Below are 16,523 nucleotides of genomic sequence, written 5' to 3'. Positions count from 1 at the left end.
CAGCGCACCTTTTTATAGTGTAATTGCGGCAATAAATCCGAATAAAAGTAATGGAATATTGTAGTGTAGAAAAGTTGGCACACATGTATCCCATATATGGTGGTGCTGCCCATCCGCATTTAATCCTGAAGTAGGTCCGAGTGTACTATCGGATGCCGGAGAACCTGCATCGCCTAATGCCCCCGCTGTACCAATGATGGCAATTGTTGCCATTGGGCTAAATCCAAGTTGGATACAAAGAGGAACGAAAATGGTTGTTAAAATGGGAATAGTAGAAAAGGAGGATCCAATTCCCATTGTGACGAGTAATCCAATAATAAGCATAAGAAACGCTGCAAGCGGTTTGCTATTTCCGATTAAATGAGCGCTCGCTTGCACAAGTGATTCAACATGTCCTGTCTTTCTTAAGACAGCGCCGAAACCAGCAGCAGAAATCATAACAAACCCAATGAAGGACATCATCCGCATGCCACTTGTTAAAATAGCATCTGCCTCTTTAAGAGGAAGACTTCCACTAATGGATAATACGATAATTCCTGCTAAGGCACCAAAAATCATTGATTCTGTTGTTAATTGAACAGTTAACGTTGCCAGAATAGACAATAATCCAAATATAATGCTTCTTTTTGTATAAGGAATATCTTCATTCGCTGTGCCTTGAATCGTTTTCGTTTCATACGTACGCGGTTTGCGATAAGTAATGAATATAGCTATACATAATCCGATTATCATACCAATTGCTGGGATAGTCATCGCCTTAGGAATGAGAGATACATCAAATGTAAGTCCGCTTTGCTGAGCATTTGTTTGTAAGACGTCATGATAAATTTTCCCGAATCCAGCTGGTATCCACATATAAGGTGTAATTAACCCAAAAGTAATGAGACATGTCACCAATCTGCGATCTATTTTCAATTCATTTAACACTTTTAAAAGTGCTGGAATTAAAATTGGGATGAAGGCGATATGAACTGGAATCACATTTTGTGAAAAACAGGCCATTGCCAGAATAATAAATAAAATGAGTATTTTGGAATACATTTGTTTCTTTGTGTCTTTATCATTTCCAATTATGTTTAGTGCAGCGTGAATCATCGCATCAGGTAGTCCAGTTTTCGAAAGGGAAATAGCAAATCCACCGAGCATCGCATAGCTTAAAGCGATTGGTGCACTGTTTCCAAGGCCAGTAGTAAATACGTTAATTGTTTCTGAAATACTAAGGCCACCGATTAGCCCACCTGTTAAAGCACCAACAATAATGGCGACAATGACTTGGACACGTAATAAACTAAGCAATAGCATGACGGCTACTGCGATAAGTACAGCATTCATAATCAATATAATCTCCTAAACTTTATTCTGTTTATATCATTTTTACCGTAAAGAATGCGTTCGAAGCATTTAAAGTTGCGACATACCATTATAAAATGTTTTCACAAAAATGTAAAAGGGTACAAAAATGATTAATGTGAAAAGGACAATTCTTGTTTAATGGAATGTAAAGAGTGAGCAAATCGTTCTGGTTCTTCCAAATTCGGGGAATGTGCGGAATTTGGAAACCAAATCATTTTCTTGATTGGCGCTCGAATCCTATCGCAATATTGTTGTACAAGTGCATAAGGAGTTTGATAATCGAAGCGGCCAGAACAAAAATAAATTGGGATCGACAATTCTAAAATAGTTGAGAAAAAATCAACGGTTAACATCTCTTCCCATAATGTTCCTGACTTTACATTACCGGCGAGAAATTTCAACCAATCAAGCAAAGTATATTCTGAAGAAAAGAAACCTTTTCGAATAAAGGAAAATGAAGAACCGTTTTGAACGGCACCTCCAAATATGCTAAGCCACCTTCTTTGAATCATCAGCCGTTTCATGTCTAAGAAAGGTGGATTTCCTAATTTTGTAAGAGAGGTCAATGCTCGTGTATGTCCATGTTTTTTGGCGGAATGAATTAAGTGTTGAAATAAAAGTTCTTCGTTTTGCTTCATGTGTACAATTTGTCCAATACCAATATAAGCTTTGATATATTCTGGATACGTATGTGCGACTTTTAATCCAATAATGCTGCCCCATGAATGTCCAGCTAAAAATAAGTTTTTTCGGTTAAAGCGAGATAGAAGATATCGAATGACTTCCACTGTATCTGAAATGAACTGTTCAATGGTGAAAGGAGTTTGAATATCTCGCCATGAAAAAGACTTTCCCGCCCCGCGCTGATCCCAATTGACAACGATAAAATGCTTTTCTAACTCTGTTTGAAAATGGCGAATAAATCCGATTTGCGCCATACCAGGCCCACCGTGGCAACATAACAAGATAGGGTTTGTTACGGCTCGCCCGCGTATAAGTAAAGATTGTTTTCGGTTGTTAATCATTACGCTTTCAATCGTAGCGATACTACCAGGGATGAGCTGTTTATTTTCAGTGTAAAACGATGGAGTGTGGCTACGAAAAAGCATGTGAAAAACCTCTCTTTCTTCAATCGTATATGTATCGCACAAGCTGGGGAATTTGCATATACTGTTAGAAAATCATTGTATCATAACTTACTATCTGTATTTCAAGTATGTGAGCTCTGGAGGGGGGAGAAAAAAGTGACAATTGGAGAAATTATAGATCGCTTAAATAAACGGGAACCGATCGCAATTCTTGCAAAACGTCTCGAAATGAGCCCCTATACATTGTCAAAAAAGTTAAGAATGCTTGGATATGAATATGACAGTGAGCAGAAGAAACGAATATTTACTGGAGAGGGAGAAGAACCTCGTCATTTATACCTCCAGGAGGCCATAGCATTGCAGTACGTAAAGACGGATTATCAAGTATTAATTTATGAACAATTGCAGAGCATATATGAATTATTACAAAGAAGAGAGGAACGCTTTTTTCTAAAGAAAAAAGATTGCAAGAAAAAAAAGAAACGTACGTTTTCTATATGTACGGAAGTGCTAGAGCAATTAGATGATCTATGTAGCACGAAAGGGATGCATAAATCTCAAGCAGTAGAAGAGGCATTACAAGAATTTCTAAAAAAATATGAGATATATGATGATTGAACGATGAACAATACGAGATAGCTACCTACTTTTTGAGTGACAACGATTCTGTTATTTTCTTAAAAGAGGCGCTTTCTCGGTAACGATATTATGATGCGGAGAAATTGAAACTATTTGTGCGTAGTGAGACTTCCATCTTTAACGAAAGAGAAGCGAAAGAATACAAAATCAATAAAAAACCCCCTATTTTTAATAGAATAGAGGGTTTTGAGAGTTAGTTCACCCTTTGTATCCTTCCGTCAATCGTTGGTTGGATTGGTTCTTTCATTTGTTTGACGTAATCAACTAACGCTTCAAAATCAGTTGGACCTGTTTCAGCATTTTGCCCATTTTTAAAGCTAATGAATCCATCTCCACCTGAAGCTAGAAAAGCGTTGGCAACAACACTGTATGTTTTGGAAGGAGCGAGTTCTTCTCCATTGGCTAGACGAATCGTTGTTACTTTTTCACCATCTGGCTTATTGGCATCCCAACTATATTGAATACCGGAGATTTGTAGCATCCTTGTTATTCCTTTTTGCCATTGTTGATTTAACAGATCACGGATATCTTGCCCTGTTAAATGTACTTTGATTAATTGGTTACCGAACGGTTGAACTCCGTATAATTCTCCCCATGTAATATCGCCTGCGTCTAAGTCGTTACGAATGCCACCTGGATTCATTAGGGCAATATCAGCTTGCATAGTGGCACGCTGAGCGTCAGCAATGAAATTTCCGAGAGTAGATTCTCCAGCAGCATTTTGTTTCCGATCTAGTGGAGTATTCGTTTTTCCGACAACTTCATTGACAAGAGGTGCAATCTTTTCTTTATATTGATCAAGCTTTTGTTTCACTTGTTTATCAGGTTCTATCCCTTCATGATAGGTTGTAACAATCTCTGCTTTTTTGGAAACAATGTCTTTTGTTTTTCGATCAATTTGTATATCTACATCAGCAAAAGCCGTGCCGTATGAATGAGCTTGTACAAGTAGTTTATTGTTAACTGTTCCATTTACATAAGTGTGACTATGCCCACCGAAAATAATATCGACTTCTGAATCTGTTTCCGTTGCTAAGCGAACGAGATCTCCGTTTGTTACACCATCATGATTCGTCGTACCTCCAACATGAGCGAGAACAACGATGGATTTGACCCCTAGTCTTTTAAGTTGTTTTGTAGCTTTATTAACTGCTTCAACTTCATCTGTAATTTGAACATTTTCGAGCATGGTAGGCATGACAATGTTAGGGGTATCTGTTGTGACTACACCTATGAAGCCAACAGGTACGCCTTGCACCATTTTGACAGTAAATGGTGGTAGAAATAAACGGCCGGTAGATTTGTTGTAGAAGTTGGCAGCGATATATGGAAATTTCGCCCCTTTAAAGTTTCCAGTCTTCTCATGATAACCGCCATAAATAAGGCGATGCATCTCGTTGATTCCTTCATCAAATTCATGGTTCCCAACTGTTCCGACATCAAAACCTAAATCATTTAAAAATTCAATCGTTGGCTCATCCTGTAATAAGGCTGAAATAGGTGGACTAGCTCCAACACTATCACCAGCATGTACCATTAATGTATTTGGGTTTTGTTTTTCACGATCACGTAAATAGGTAGCTAAGTATTCAGCGCCACCTGCTTCCTTGTTATTTATTTTCTTTACCGTATCTAATTGACCATGAAAATCATTGATGCCAAGCATTTGTACATCTATGTAGCGATTTTGTTCTGAAGGTGTTTGAGAGTGAGGTGCAGCAAAGACAGTTGAGCATGTGACCATACTAAAAATAGCAAGGGAAGGAATTATTTTTTTCCACATTATCGATTACTCCTTTTTATAATTTGACATCATACGGCATAATTTTAATAGATTAAGAGAGTTATTTCTACAAAAAATAGCAAGATTTTTGAGAATTAACAAAAAATTATTGATGAATTTACATTTTTACAAATCTTATATTATGTATGAAAGAGAGGATCTGCTCATACGTAGAAACGATTCGGCCTCTTTTTAGTCCAAGTGGTTTAGAATGAGAAAATGAATTGATATAGCTTTTTTATTGTTTAGAGTACCGCATTTACCCTATAATGAAGAAAAAAGTAAAAGGTGAGCAAGACATGAAGAAAAAGAAACAAAGACAAAGTCAAATGAATCAAAAAGAAAAAGATTCTATTACAATTGGAGATCAGCTGAATGCATCGTTAATGGATCAGTTGAAAAGTAAAAAGAAAGAACTACAAGCAAGAATAGAAGAAAAAGAGTTGAAAGAGCAAGAAAGAAAACGCCGAGAACAAAAAGAACGCGAAAAAAATAAGTCGTTTGAAGAACTATTAAGTGAAAGTAATCTAAGTTGGAAAGACTTTAAATAGTAGGAAGAAATCATCAGTAGATTTACGCTGATGATTTTTTACAATCTAGAGGAAAAAGGGGAATTGGGATGAGAAAAATTGTAGTCGTTCCGTATGAAAATCATTGGATTGAGAAATTTCAAGCGGAGGCAAAAAGGTTAAAAGAAGTGATGCCAGAACGTGTGAAAATACATCATATTGGCAGTACATCTGTACCGGGACTCGCTGCGAAGCCAATTGTAGATATGATTATGGAAGTGGAAAATATTGGAAGAGTGGACGAGTGGAATAAGCTGTTTGAAAAGCTTGGTTATATTGTAAAAGGGGAAAATGGTATGATCGGTCGCCGTTACTTCATTCATGGCACAGAAGAAAAACGTTCCTATCATTTACACGTCTTCGAAAGAGGGAATCCAGAAATTGTAAGGCATCTAGCGTTTCGTGACTATATGATGGCACACTGCGAAGAAGCGGAAGCTTATGCAACTTTAAAAAACGAATTAGCTGAAAAGTATACATATGATGGTGGAAAGTATACAGAAGGAAAAACGGAATTTATACGGAATATTGATAAAAAAGCAAAAGAGTGGTTAGGAAATAACGCAAGTGAATAAGCTTGCGTTATTTTTATAGGGAAGAGAAAAATAAAAAATTATGTAAACCGTGTGTATGTTTTGACTTTTTTCGGAAATCTTGTTCAAATGAAGTGAAGGTTATAAAAAAATGATAGAACTGGTCGATTAAGTTTTATATTGCAAGGATAAAGAAGGAGGAGTAATCATGTATATTCCAACAACGACACTTCATAATGGTGTAAAAATGCCAATGCTTGGTTTAGGGGTATATAAAGCCAAAGAGGGAGAGGAAGTAAACCGAGCGGTAAAAACGGCTTTAGAAATTGGGTATCGTTCTATTGATACAGCGGCAGTATATGAAAATGAAAGCGGTGTCGGTGAAGCGGTTCGTAACTCGGGAATTCCGCGTGAAGAGTTATTTATTACAACAAAAGTATGGAATGATAATCAAGGGTATGAAGAGACACTTCAAGCGTTTGAAAAAAGTTTGAAAAAGTTACAAATGGATTATGTAGATTTATATTTAATTCACTGGCCAGTTAGAGGAAAGTATATCGATACATACCGAGCTTTAGAGAAATTATATGAAGAAGGAAAAGTGCGAGCGATTGGAGTTTCTAATTTCCATCAACATCATTTAGAACATCTTTTAGCCAACTGTCATGTGAAGCCGATGGTAAACCAAGTGGAGCTGCATCCAATGCTTGCGCAGTTTGAGTTACGTGACTTTTGTCAAAATGAACAAATTCAAATGGAAGCGTGGAGCCCGTTAATGAGGGGGAGAGAAGTATTTGAGCATCCGATTATTCAAGAGATTGCTAGTAAGTATAACAAAACACCTGCCCAAATTATTTTACGCTGGGATATTCAAAGTGGCATTGTAACCATTCCAAAGTCCGTTACACCATCTCGCATTAAAGAGAATTTTACAATCTTTGATTTTTCATTAACAGAAGAGGAAATGAAACAAATTGATACATTAGATTGTAATGTACGTATTGGGACAAATCCTGATAAGTACGATACGATGTAAAAAAGCTACCATTTGGTAGCTTTTTTATCGATGTAGTGCATATGTATCACATTTTACGGCAGCTTGGATTTGTTTATATTCTTCATTCGTTAATGCACATTTTGAATAAGCTCGTACATTTTCTCGCAATTGTTGAATAGAGCTTGCACCAGGGATGGCAGCTGCTACAATCGGATTGTGTAAACAATATTGAAGCGCAGTTTCAGTTAATGAACGTTCTTTCGTAACTTCTTTTATCGCAGTTAAAGTGCGAGTTAATTCAGGATAAGAATAAGACAAATACTCTTTTTCTTTCACTTTTTCTACTTTTCTCTCATTGTCATCTGTCAATAATCCTTTTGCAAGTGAACCTCTTGCGATAACGCTAATTTGATGTTCTTGAAGCAGCGGAAACCATTCTTCAGGTCGGCGGTTTAATAAGCTATATTCCATCAGTACACTCACGATATTAGAGCGTTTTGCATATTCGCGAATCACATTTGGACGAATCGAAGAGATACCGTAATGGCGGATGATTCCTTCTTGTTTTAACTCTTCAAACGCTTCAATTATTTCTTCAATCGGATCTTCTATCGTTCCTCCATGTAGTTGATATAAATCAATATAATCAGTTTGAAGGCGTCTTAAGCTTTCTTTTACTTCTGTTTTTATATAAGTTTTAGAAGCATCCCAAGACCATCCGTTTTTTTCTGATGTCCAGCGATTTCCGACTTTTGTTGTTAAAATAACTTGATCGCGTTTTCCTTTCAAAGCTTTTCCGACAAACTCTTCATTTAGTCCGTAATGATATAAGTCTGCTGTATCAAAAAAGTTTATTCCTAAATCGATGGCTTCATGAATAATAGAAATGGCTTGCGTTTCTTCTGTACCAAGAGACATGCAGCCAAGTCCCATCTCAGTCACATATAAATCTGAATGTCCTAATTGGCGTTTTTTCATTTGTCAACCTCCTTACCTGTATTGTACGAAAGCGAAAGAAGGTTGACAAATGTTTACCTTTTCGTTTTCGTAATCCAATCTTGTACCGTTTCGTATTCTTTTCCGTATTGCTTTAATTTATTGCGAATTTGCCAAGCTTTACCGACTAATGTAACTTGATTTGGTAAAATATATATTTTCATTTTTATCACGCTCCTTTCATTGTGGTAAAATGTATGAAGAACAAATAGGAAATAGAATAGGGAGATGGATAAGTGTGAGTAATCTTGCAGAAAGAACAGTTGCAACTGAACCCATTTTTGATGGGAAAGTCATTAAAGTTCGCGTTGATGAAGTAGTATTGCCAAATGGAGAAATGAGTAAACGTGAGATTGTCAATCATCCTGGCGCGGTTGCGATTATTGCGATAACGGACGAAGGGAAAATCGTTCTTGTTGAGCAATATCGTAAAGCGCTCGAGAAAGAGATCGTGGAGATTCCTGCTGGCAAATTAGAGCCAGGAGAGAAGCCTGAAGTAACGGCTGTTCGTGAATTGGAAGAAGAAACAGGATATGTATGTGACGAAATGGAATTTATTACATCCTTTTACACATCGCCAGGTTTTGCCGATGAAATTCTGTATGTATATAAAGCAACAGGGTTAAAAAGAAAAGAAAATAAAGCGGCTTTAGATGAAGATGAATTTGTAGAGCTTATGGAAGTATCATTAGAAGAAGCGATTTCACTTATGAAAAGTCAACGTATTCATGATGCAAAGACAATGTTTGCTGTGCAATATTTACAATTACAAAAATAAACACTCGCCTTAGGCGAGTGTTTTAGTTGATTTTCGCATAGACGCGTGTATCACGTAATGTACCGTCTGGAGCGAGAAAATCATTTTCATGCGTACCTTCTAAAATAAACTCAAGTCGCTCTGCTACAGCGCATGCATTTGTATTTGTTGCATCGCAGCGAATTTCAAGTCTTCTAGCACTGAGTTTATCAAAAGCAAATTGAACAGCGCCTTTCACAGCTTCTGTCATATATCCTTGTTTTGTATAAGCGCTATGTAACCAGAAATGAAGCGAAAACTTTGGAATATCCCAGTTTTCTGGCTGAAGAGTAAGAGCTCCGATAAAAGTACTAGAGACTTTATCATATAAGTGAAAGGCTAATGTTTCACGAAGTAGAAATTGTCCGTGAGCTTCTCGGACGATTTCTTCAGCCTTTTCTTCGGTGTCGATTGTAACGGGCATCCACGGTTGTAAATCTTCTAAAGAAGCTTGAATTGCTTCATAGACCTCGGATCCGTCGCCTGGAAATGGCTTGCGCACTTGTAAACGCTCCGTCTGAAATAATGTTGGAAAATCTAATAATAATGGTTTCAAAGGAAATCCCTCCTATTCTCTACTTTTAAGTTTAGCAAAGTAGGGCGGAATTTCAATCTTAATTAATCATACTTTTTTTCTCTTGTTCATACATTTTTAGTAAGAGTATGAACGGAGGGAAGAAAAATGTTGCGAAAAACTTGGCAAGATCGTGTAATAGCTCATATACAAGAAAACTCCTCGCTTTATATATTTGTTTCAGTTTTACTACTGATGGGCGTGGTGTTTGGAGCAATACTTGTAAATAGCTTACAGGTGAATCAGAAGCAAGATTTATCATTTTATTTAAGTCGTTTTTTTGGACAAGTCTCAAAAGGGGAATTTGCACTCGCGAGTGAAATGTTTCGTGAAAGTTACGTTTCACAATTGAAATATATTGGATTTATTTGGATACTAGGGATTTCTATTATTGGATTACCACTTATTTTTATTTTATTATTTTTAAAAGGAGTCGTTATTGGATTTACAGTTGGTTTTTTAGTGAGCCAACATGGTTGGAACGGACTATTATTAGCCTTTGTCTCCGTTTTGCCGCAAAATTTAATTATTATTCCAGCCTTTCTTATCATGACAACGATTGCTGCTAGTTTTTCATTGCGCATGATCAAGCATCAATTTATTCGAAAGATCAACGAGCCACTACTACCGTTATTAATTCGTTATACTTGTTTTTTTCTTATTATTGGGGCTGTACTAGCAATCGCTTCAAGTATTGAAGCTTATGCGTCACCAGTACTTATGAAAGAAGTCGTTGAAGTTATTAATAAAAAATAAATATTACATGAGAATAATTATCAACTTATTTTGATTGTTTTTTCTTTTGACAGAAGCCCTTCTTCTGATATAATGGTGTAAGAGTGGCGAGGAGGGAGTAGTACCGAATGGAAGAGAGAATTGAACGAATTAAGAAACAATTACATGCAGCGAGCTACAAATTAACACCACAACGTGAAGCAACGGTTCGTGTGCTGCTGGAAAATGAAGAAGATCATTTAAGTGCAGAAGATGTTTACCTCCTTGTAAAAGAAAAGTCGCCAGAGATCGGATTAGCAACCGTCTATCGAACTTTAGAGTTATTATCTGAGTTGAAAGTTGTCGATAAAATCAACTTTGGAGACGGTGTTTCACGCTATGACTTACGCCAAGAAGGTGCACAGCGTTTCCATCATCATTTAATTTGCACAAAATGTGGTGCTGTCCAAGAAATCCAAGAAGATTTGCTTGGAGAAGTGGAGAAAAAAGTAGAGCGAGATTGGAACTTTAAGGTGAAAGATCATCGTTTAACTTTCCATGGGATTTGTGAAAACTGTCAAGAAAATGAAACGAATGAAAAATAGCCTTTTCCTATCTAGCTAGGAAGAGGTTTTTTATTTGAGTGAGGTATAAATGATAGAAAGCTTGGCATATGTTGTAATAACATATCATTTGGAGGAGTTTATTATGCGCCGGGCTTTGAAATTAACTTATGATGGAATGAAAGTATTTTTATTGTTTACAAGTTGTACGATTTTGTTTTATTTCGCTATACTATGGATAAATGAAGAATATGAAAGTTATCATCGTTATGAAAAGCCAAAAGAAGAGACAGTAGAAAAAGTATCAGGGAATGAGGAACCAGCAAAAGATGCTTTCGTAAATAGAATGATTTTTTTCTATGAAAATGGGGAGTAGTGTAGATTGGAAGATCAATTAAAAGATTTTATACATTATATGGTTGTGGAAAAAGGATTGGCCAAAAATACGGTTGTATCTTATGAAAGAGATTTAAAAAGTTATGTAAAGTATTTGCAAAAGGTGGAACAAATGAAAACTTTTCATGAAGTGACTCGTATGCAAATCGTTAACTTTTTGCAGCATTTAAGAGAGAATGGAAAATCTTCAAAAACATTAGCGCGCCATATTGCATCGATTCGCTCGTTTCATCAATTTTTACTTCGTGAACGAGCGGTAGAACATGATCCGTCAGTACATATTGAAACACCACAAGGGGAGCGAAAACTGCCGAAAGTTTTATCGGTAAGTGAGGTTGAAGCATTGTTACAAACACCAAAGACGACGAGTGCTTACGGTATTCGAGATAAAGCAATGTTGGAGTTATTATATGCCACAGGACTGCGTGTTTCAGAATTAATTGCACTCAATTTAGAGGATGTTCATTTAACAATGGGATTTGTTCGCTGCGTCGGAAAAGGAAATAAGGAAAGAATTATTCCACTTGGAAGTTTAGCTACAGAAGCAATTCAGCGCTATATTGAAAAAGGAAGAAAAGAATTGATGGGAAAAAAGGCAGTGGATGCATTATTTTTAAATCACCACGGTAATCGATTATCTCGTCAAGGTTTTTGGAAGATTTTAAAGCGTTTAGCAAAAGAAGCAAATATTGAGAAAGAGCTTACACCGCATACATTGCGTCATTCTTTTGCTACGCACCTGTTAGAAAATGGAGCAGACTTACGTGCTGTACAGGAAATGTTAGGGCATGCAGATATTTCTACAACACAAATTTATACACATGTTTCAAAAACTAGATTAAAAGACGTATATAAACAGTTTCACCCAAGAGCATAAGATGACTTATGCTCTTTTTCGTGCCATTTCGAATAAAAAAGAGTATTTCACAAAAACTTCACAAACATTTCGTACATTGTTTTCAGCAGAAGGCTAGAATATAACTAGTGATTTCCTCTATACTAAATAAAGTACGAAGGAGGAAAATACAATGAAAAAATTTATAACTACTTTATTTATCGCAATGCTAGCATTGGCTGGTTGCAATACAAATAAGGAAGAATCTCCAAAAAAAGAGAAGCTTGAAGAAGTGAAGGTAGCAGTTCAAACAAATCCAAAAGAAATGAAACCAAATGAGAAAACAGAAGTACAAGCACTTGTCACACAAGGAAAAGAGAAAGTAACAGATGCTGACGATGTGAAGTTTGAAATTTGGAAAGATGGCGATGAAAAGCATGAAATGTTAAATGGGAAGCATAAAGGAAAAGGGGTTTATGCTGTTGAAAAAATATTCCCTTCTGATGGTGTGTACCATATTATTGCTCATACAAACGCTCGTGAAATGCATGTAATGCCAGAAGTAAAAGTGGCTGTAGGAAATGCGAAAGTTGAAGATGCAAAAAAAGGACATGATGGTCATGAAGCAGGACATGGTGACCATAAAAGTGATACAATGATTCATCTTATGGCTGGTGATGTGAAAGCAAATGTTGAATCTACAATGAAAGCTCATGTGAAACAAAAAGAAGAAGCACTAACTGAAGCAGAAGTGCAATTTGAAATTTGGAAAGATGGTGTAGAGAAACATGCATTCATCACAGCAAAAGAAGATAACAAAGGTGAATATGTAAGCAAATATACATTTAAAGAATCCGGTAAATATAATGTGAAAGTTCATGTAAGAAAAGGTGATCTTCACGAACATAAAGAAGAAGCAATAGAAGTAAAATAAAAAACAGCTCATTAGGGCTGTTTTTTTATTATTATAGTACGAAATAAGTCATAATTTTATTAGCGATTTGCACCAGAATAGATTACAATAGAAATGTGAGGAAAATAAGAATTTCTACGAAAATGTATGAAAAAGAAAGCGCAAACATGTTATGATGTAAGTATAAGAAGTCTGACATCTGACTTAGAAAAAACAGGAAAGTTTCTGTTTCATTTTATATCAGATGAGAAGAGTTAGAGAATGACTGAAAAATGTAAGTTATATTCTTGAGCAAATGAGAGAATTCTCATTCATAACAGTTTCACTTTACAGCGTTTTGAACATACTACAAGAAGTAGAACTGAACATATAGGAGGTTGTCATGATGCATAAATATAAACGTATTTTCCTAGTCGTAATGGATTCAGTAGGAATTGGAGAAGCACCAGATGCTGAAAAGTTTGGTGATTTAGGAGCTGATACATTAGGGCATATTGCGGAACATATGAATGGATTGAATATGCCAAATATGGTGAAGTTAGGACTTGGAAATATTAGTGAAATGAAAGGAATTTCCAAAGTAGAAAATCCGCTTGGTTACTATACAAAAATGCAAGAAAAATCTACAGGGAAAGATACAATGACAGGTCATTGGGAAATTATGGGTCTTTACATTGATAAACCATTCCAAGTGTTCCCTGAAGGATTCCCAAAAGAATTAATTGATGAATTAGAGGCGAGAACAGGACGCAAAATTATTGGCAATAAGCCTGCTTCTGGAACTGCCATTCTTGATGAACTTGGTAAAGAACAAATGGAAACAGGCTCTTTAATTGTATATACTTCTGCGGACAGCGTATTACAAATTGCGGCTCATGAAGAAGTAGTACCGCTTGAAGAATTGTACAATATTTGTAAAATTGCACGTGAATTAACATTGGATGAAAAGTATATGGTAGGTCGCGTTATTGCACGTCCGTTCGTTGGTGAACCAGGAAACTTTACACGTACACCAAATCGTCATGACTATGCGTTAAAACCGTTTGGACGTACAGTCATGACTGAATTACAAGATAATAATTATGATGTAATTGCGATTGGAAAGATTTCTGATATTTACGATGGAGAAGGCGTAACAGAAGCGCTTCGTACAAAATCTAATATGGACGGAATGGATAAACTTGTAGATACATTGAATATGGATTTTACAGGTCTTAGCTTCTTAAATTTAGTTGATTTTGATGCAATGTTTGGTCATCGCCGTGATCCACAAGGGTATGGAGAAGCATTACAAGAATACGATGCACGCCTTCCAGAGGTATTTGAAAAATTAAAAGAAGATGATTTATTAATCATTACAGCAGACCATGGTAACGATCCAATTCACCACGGTACAGATCATACGCGTGAATATGTACCATTATTAGTGTATAGCCCAAGCATGAAGGATGGCGGAAAGGAATTACCACTTCGCCAAACATTTGCTGATATTGGTGCAACTGTAGCAGAAAACTTCGGTGTGAACATGCCAGAATACGGAACAAGTTTCTTAAAGGAATTAAAGAAATAGGAGGATATATTTATGAATCGTGAACTTATTACAAAATCAGCAACATACTTAAAAGAGAAATTTCAAGAAACACCAAAGGTTGGATTAATCCTTGGATCTGGACTAGGTGTACTAGCAGATGAAATTGAAAATGCAGTGAAAGTACCATATAGTGAAATTCCTGAATTTCCTGTATCAACGGTAGAGGGACATGCAGGACAACTTGTATTTGGGACACTTCAAGGTGTTACAGTAGTTGCAATGCAAGGACGTTTTCATTATTACGAAGGATATGACATGCAAAAAGTAACGTTCCCAGTTCGTGTAATGAAAGAACTAGGTGTAGAAACAGTTGTTGTAACAAATGCGGCAGGCGGTGTAAATACATCATTTGAACCTGGCGATCTTATGTTAATTTCAGATCATATTAACTTTATGGGACATAATCCATTAATTGGACCAAATGATGCTGAAATGGGTGTGCGATTCCCAGATATGTCTGAATCTTACACGAAAGAACTACGTGTAATGGCGAAACAAGTTGCCGAAGAGTTAAATATTAAAGTACAAGAAGGTGTATATGTCGCGATGACAGGTCCAGTATATGAAACACCTGCTGAGATTCGTATGCTTCGCACATTAGGTGGAGATGCAGTAGGAATGTCAACTGTGCCAGAAGTTATTGTAGCTCGTCATGCTGGTATGAAAGTACTTGGAATTTCTTGTATTTCAAATATGGCAGCTGGTATTTTAGATCAGCCACTTCATCATGATGAAGTAATTGAAACAACAGAACGTGTAAAAGCAAACTTCTTAGCATTGGTAAAAGCGATTGTAAAACAAATGAAGGGGTGAGCTCACTATGAGAATGGTGGACCTAATTGCCAAAAAACGTGATGGACATGCACTAACAACAGAAGAAATTCATTTTATTGTTGAAGGATTTACAAACGGTGATATTCCTGATTATCAAATGAGCTCTTTTGCAATGGCGATTTTCTTTCAAGATATGAATGAACAAGAGCGTGCTGATTTAACAATGGCAATGGTAAATAGCGGTGATACAATTGATCTCTCAGCAATTGAAGGGATAAAGGTAGATAAGCATTCTACAGGTGGCGTTGGGGATACAACTACACTTGTGCTAGGTCCATTAGTAGCTGCTTTAGGTGTACCAGTTGCAAAAATGTCTGGACGTGGTTTAGGACATACTGGCGGTACAATTGATAAATTAGAAGCTGTGCCAGGATTCCATGTGGAAATTGAAAATGAAGAGTTTATTCGCCTTGTAAATGAAAATAAAATTGCTGTTATTGGACAAAGCGGAAACTTAACACCTGCTGATAAGAAGTTATACGCACTTCGTGATGTAACAGCGACGGTAAACTCTATACCACTTATCGCAAGTTCTATTATGAGTAAAAAAATTGCTGCAGGTGCAGATGCGATCGTTCTAGATGTAAAAACTGGTGCGGGTGCATTTATGAAAACGGATGAAGATGCAAAACGTCTTGCGGAAGCAATGGTGCGCATTGGAAATAATGTAGGCCGTAAGACAATGGCAGTTATTTCGGATATGAGTCAACCGCTTGGTGAAGCAATCGGTAACGCGTTGGAAATACAAGAAGCAATTGATACATTGCAAGGTAAAGGTCCAAAAGACTTAGAAGAGCTATGTTTAACACTTGGAAGTCAAATGGTATACCTTGCTGGTAAAGCCTCTTCTTTAGAAGATGCGCGTAACAAACTTATTGAAGTAATGAATAATGGAAAGGCATTAGACGCATTTAAATTATTCTTAGCAGCGCAAGGCGGAGATGCTTCAGTTATTGATGATCCTTCTAAATTGCCGCAGGCTAAATATAAAATTGAAGTTGAAGCAAAAGAAGACGGATATGTATCTGAGATTGTGGCAGATGAAATCGGGACAGCAGCAATGCTTTTAGGTGCTGGACGTGCAACGAAAGAATCTGAAATTGATTTAGCGGTCGGCCTTATGCTTCGGAAAAAAGTTGGCGATAGCGTAAAACAAGGTGAATCGCTTGTAACAATTTATGCAAACCGTGAACATGTAGAAGATGTGAAGATGAAGATTTATGAGAATATAAAAATTACAAAAAATCATGTCAAAGCACCTACATTAGTACATGGTATTGTAACGGAATAATAAGCGAAAAGCTGAGGAGAGTTCTCCTTGGCTTTTTTTATTACTTTTTGTTTATAAT

Annotated in this window: 19 protein-coding genes; 13 read left to right on the top strand and 6 right to left on the bottom strand. The window is 36.5% G+C overall.

Annotated features, from left to right (window positions below):
* Positions 1-12: 12 nt before the first annotated feature.
* On the bottom strand, positions 13-1,332 hold the full coding sequence (locus MR058_RS09145; RefSeq protein ID WP_242143668.1) for a Na+/H+ antiporter family protein: 1,320 nt from the start codon (positions 1,330-1,332) through the stop codon (positions 13-15).
* Positions 1,333-1,463: 131 nt separating this feature from the next.
* Positions 1,464-2,462, bottom strand: a complete 999-nt coding sequence (locus MR058_RS09140) for an alpha/beta fold hydrolase (RefSeq protein ID WP_242143667.1) — start codon at positions 2,460-2,462, stop codon at positions 1,464-1,466.
* A 135-nt stretch (positions 2,463-2,597) separates the two neighbouring features.
* Between MR058_RS09140 and MR058_RS09135 the strand changes: the two genes are divergently transcribed.
* Positions 2,598-3,059, top strand: coding sequence for a ribbon-helix-helix domain-containing protein (locus MR058_RS09135; RefSeq protein ID WP_242143666.1), 462 nt, complete (start codon positions 2,598-2,600; stop codon positions 3,057-3,059).
* A gap of 214 nt (positions 3,060-3,273) precedes the next feature.
* Here the strand turns inward: MR058_RS09135 and MR058_RS09130 are convergent, their stop codons facing one another.
* Complete coding sequence (locus MR058_RS09130) at positions 3,274-4,863, bottom strand: bifunctional metallophosphatase/5'-nucleotidase (protein ID WP_242143665.1); 1,590 nt, start codon at positions 4,861-4,863, stop codon at positions 3,274-3,276.
* Between the two features lie 299 nt (positions 4,864-5,162).
* On the opposite strand from MR058_RS09130, the gene MR058_RS09125 reads away from it, so the two are divergent.
* From MR058_RS09125 to MR058_RS09115, 3 genes are all read left to right on the top strand, one after another.
* Positions 5,163-5,414, top strand: coding sequence for a YqkE family protein (locus tag MR058_RS09125; RefSeq protein ID WP_242143795.1), 252 nt, complete (start codon positions 5,163-5,165; stop codon positions 5,412-5,414).
* A gap of 68 nt (positions 5,415-5,482) precedes the next feature.
* Complete coding sequence (locus tag MR058_RS09120) at positions 5,483-6,007, top strand: GrpB family protein (RefSeq protein ID WP_242143664.1); 525 nt, start codon at positions 5,483-5,485, stop codon at positions 6,005-6,007.
* Between the two features lie 166 nt (positions 6,008-6,173).
* The gene (locus MR058_RS09115; RefSeq protein WP_242143663.1) at positions 6,174-7,001 is read left to right on the top strand and encodes an aldo/keto reductase; all 828 of its coding nucleotides are present in this window, start codon (positions 6,174-6,176) and stop codon (positions 6,999-7,001) included.
* Positions 7,002-7,025: 24 nt separating this feature from the next.
* On the opposite strand, the gene MR058_RS09110 is transcribed toward MR058_RS09115, so the two are convergent.
* Both MR058_RS09110 and mciZ read right to left on the bottom strand, forming a co-directional pair.
* Positions 7,026-7,940 (bottom strand): aldo/keto reductase, encoded by a 915-nt coding sequence (locus tag MR058_RS09110; protein ID WP_242143662.1) that lies wholly within the window; start codon positions 7,938-7,940, stop codon positions 7,026-7,028.
* A 53-nt stretch (positions 7,941-7,993) separates the two neighbouring features.
* On the bottom strand, positions 7,994-8,122 hold the full coding sequence (mciZ, locus tag MR058_RS09105) for a Z-ring formation inhibitor MciZ (RefSeq protein WP_242143661.1): 129 nt from the start codon (positions 8,120-8,122) through the stop codon (positions 7,994-7,996).
* Between the two features lie 74 nt (positions 8,123-8,196).
* Between mciZ and MR058_RS09100 the strand changes: the two genes are divergently transcribed.
* Positions 8,197-8,736 carry an NUDIX domain-containing protein gene (locus MR058_RS09100; protein WP_242143660.1) on the top strand — a complete coding sequence of 180 codons (540 nt, stop codon included), beginning with the start codon at positions 8,197-8,199 and terminating at the stop codon, positions 8,734-8,736.
* 22 nt (positions 8,737-8,758) lie between these two features.
* On the opposite strand, the gene MR058_RS09095 is transcribed toward MR058_RS09100, so the two are convergent.
* Positions 8,759-9,310 (bottom strand): GNAT family N-acetyltransferase, encoded by a 552-nt coding sequence (locus tag MR058_RS09095; RefSeq protein WP_242143659.1) that lies wholly within the window; start codon positions 9,308-9,310, stop codon positions 8,759-8,761.
* Between the two features lie 156 nt (positions 9,311-9,466).
* Here MR058_RS09095 and spoIIM point away from each other — a divergent pair, with 156 nt between their 5' ends.
* The 8 genes from spoIIM to MR058_RS09055 all read left to right on the top strand — a co-directional run bounded on the left by spoIIM (position 9,467) and on the right by MR058_RS09055 (position 16,465).
* Positions 9,467-10,084, top strand: a complete 618-nt coding sequence (gene spoIIM, locus MR058_RS09090) for a stage II sporulation protein M (RefSeq protein ID WP_313949168.1) — start codon at positions 9,467-9,469, stop codon at positions 10,082-10,084.
* A 107-nt stretch (positions 10,085-10,191) separates the two neighbouring features.
* Positions 10,192-10,647, top strand: a complete 456-nt coding sequence (fur, locus tag MR058_RS09085; RefSeq protein WP_242143657.1) for a ferric iron uptake transcriptional regulator — start codon at positions 10,192-10,194, stop codon at positions 10,645-10,647.
* Between the two features lie 103 nt (positions 10,648-10,750).
* Positions 10,751-10,981, top strand: a complete 231-nt coding sequence (locus MR058_RS09080) for a YqzK family protein (protein ID WP_242143656.1) — start codon at positions 10,751-10,753, stop codon at positions 10,979-10,981.
* Positions 10,982-10,987: 6 nt separating this feature from the next.
* Positions 10,988-11,878 (top strand): site-specific tyrosine recombinase XerD, encoded by an 891-nt coding sequence (gene xerD / locus MR058_RS09075; RefSeq protein ID WP_012095247.1) that lies wholly within the window; start codon positions 10,988-10,990, stop codon positions 11,876-11,878.
* Positions 11,879-12,029: 151 nt separating this feature from the next.
* The gene (locus MR058_RS09070) at positions 12,030-12,770 is read left to right on the top strand and encodes a FixH family protein (protein ID WP_242143655.1); all 741 of its coding nucleotides are present in this window, start codon (positions 12,030-12,032) and stop codon (positions 12,768-12,770) included.
* A gap of 364 nt (positions 12,771-13,134) precedes the next feature.
* Positions 13,135-14,319, top strand: a complete 1,185-nt coding sequence (gene deoB / locus MR058_RS09065) for a phosphopentomutase (RefSeq protein ID WP_242143654.1) — start codon at positions 13,135-13,137, stop codon at positions 14,317-14,319.
* 12 nt (positions 14,320-14,331) lie between these two features.
* Positions 14,332-15,153, top strand: coding sequence for a purine-nucleoside phosphorylase (locus MR058_RS09060; protein WP_048721756.1), 822 nt, complete (start codon positions 14,332-14,334; stop codon positions 15,151-15,153).
* A 7-nt stretch (positions 15,154-15,160) separates the two neighbouring features.
* Positions 15,161-16,465: a pyrimidine-nucleoside phosphorylase gene (locus tag MR058_RS09055; RefSeq protein WP_242143653.1), complete on the top strand. Its 1,305-nt coding sequence runs from the start codon at positions 15,161-15,163 to the stop codon at positions 16,463-16,465.
* The last annotated feature ends 58 nt before the right edge of the window (positions 16,466-16,523 follow it).

The organism is Bacillus cereus group sp. BfR-BA-01430 (assembly GCF_022663115.1).
Classification (GTDB): domain Bacteria; phylum Bacillota; class Bacilli; order Bacillales; family Bacillaceae_G; genus Bacillus_A; species Bacillus_A cereus_BD.
This window is presented reverse-complemented; position numbering and strand designations above follow the sequence as displayed.

Coding starts and splice junctions, on each gene's coding strand:
- fur (WP_242143657.1), top strand. CDS start 10,192: ATGGAAGAGAGAATTGAACGAATTAAGAAACAATTACATGCAGCGAGC.
- MR058_RS09125 (WP_242143795.1), top strand. CDS start 5,163: ATGAAGAAAAAGAAACAAAGACAAAGTCAAATGAATCAAAAAGAAAAA.
- MR058_RS09145 (WP_242143668.1), bottom strand. CDS start 1,332: ATGAATGCTGTACTTATCGCAGTAGCCGTCATGCTATTGCTTAGTTTA.
- MR058_RS09115 (WP_242143663.1), top strand. CDS start 6,174: ATGTATATTCCAACAACGACACTTCATAATGGTGTAAAAATGCCAATG.
- MR058_RS09055 (WP_242143653.1), top strand. CDS start 15,161: ATGAGAATGGTGGACCTAATTGCCAAAAAACGTGATGGACATGCACTA.
- MR058_RS09080 (WP_242143656.1), top strand. CDS start 10,751: ATGCGCCGGGCTTTGAAATTAACTTATGATGGAATGAAAGTATTTTTA.
- deoB (WP_242143654.1), top strand. CDS start 13,135: ATGCATAAATATAAACGTATTTTCCTAGTCGTAATGGATTCAGTAGGA.
- MR058_RS09130 (WP_242143665.1), bottom strand. CDS start 4,863: ATGTGGAAAAAAATAATTCCTTCCCTTGCTATTTTTAGTATGGTCACA.
- MR058_RS09110 (WP_242143662.1), bottom strand. CDS start 7,940: ATGAAAAAACGCCAATTAGGACATTCAGATTTATATGTGACTGAGATG.
- mciZ (WP_242143661.1), bottom strand. CDS start 8,122: ATGAAAATATATATTTTACCAAATCAAGTTACATTAGTCGGTAAAGCT.
- MR058_RS09060 (WP_048721756.1), top strand. CDS start 14,332: ATGAATCGTGAACTTATTACAAAATCAGCAACATACTTAAAAGAGAAA.
- MR058_RS09140 (WP_242143667.1), bottom strand. CDS start 2,462: ATGCTTTTTCGTAGCCACACTCCATCGTTTTACACTGAAAATAAACAG.
- MR058_RS09120 (WP_242143664.1), top strand. CDS start 5,483: ATGAGAAAAATTGTAGTCGTTCCGTATGAAAATCATTGGATTGAGAAA.
- MR058_RS09070 (WP_242143655.1), top strand. CDS start 12,030: ATGAAAAAATTTATAACTACTTTATTTATCGCAATGCTAGCATTGGCT.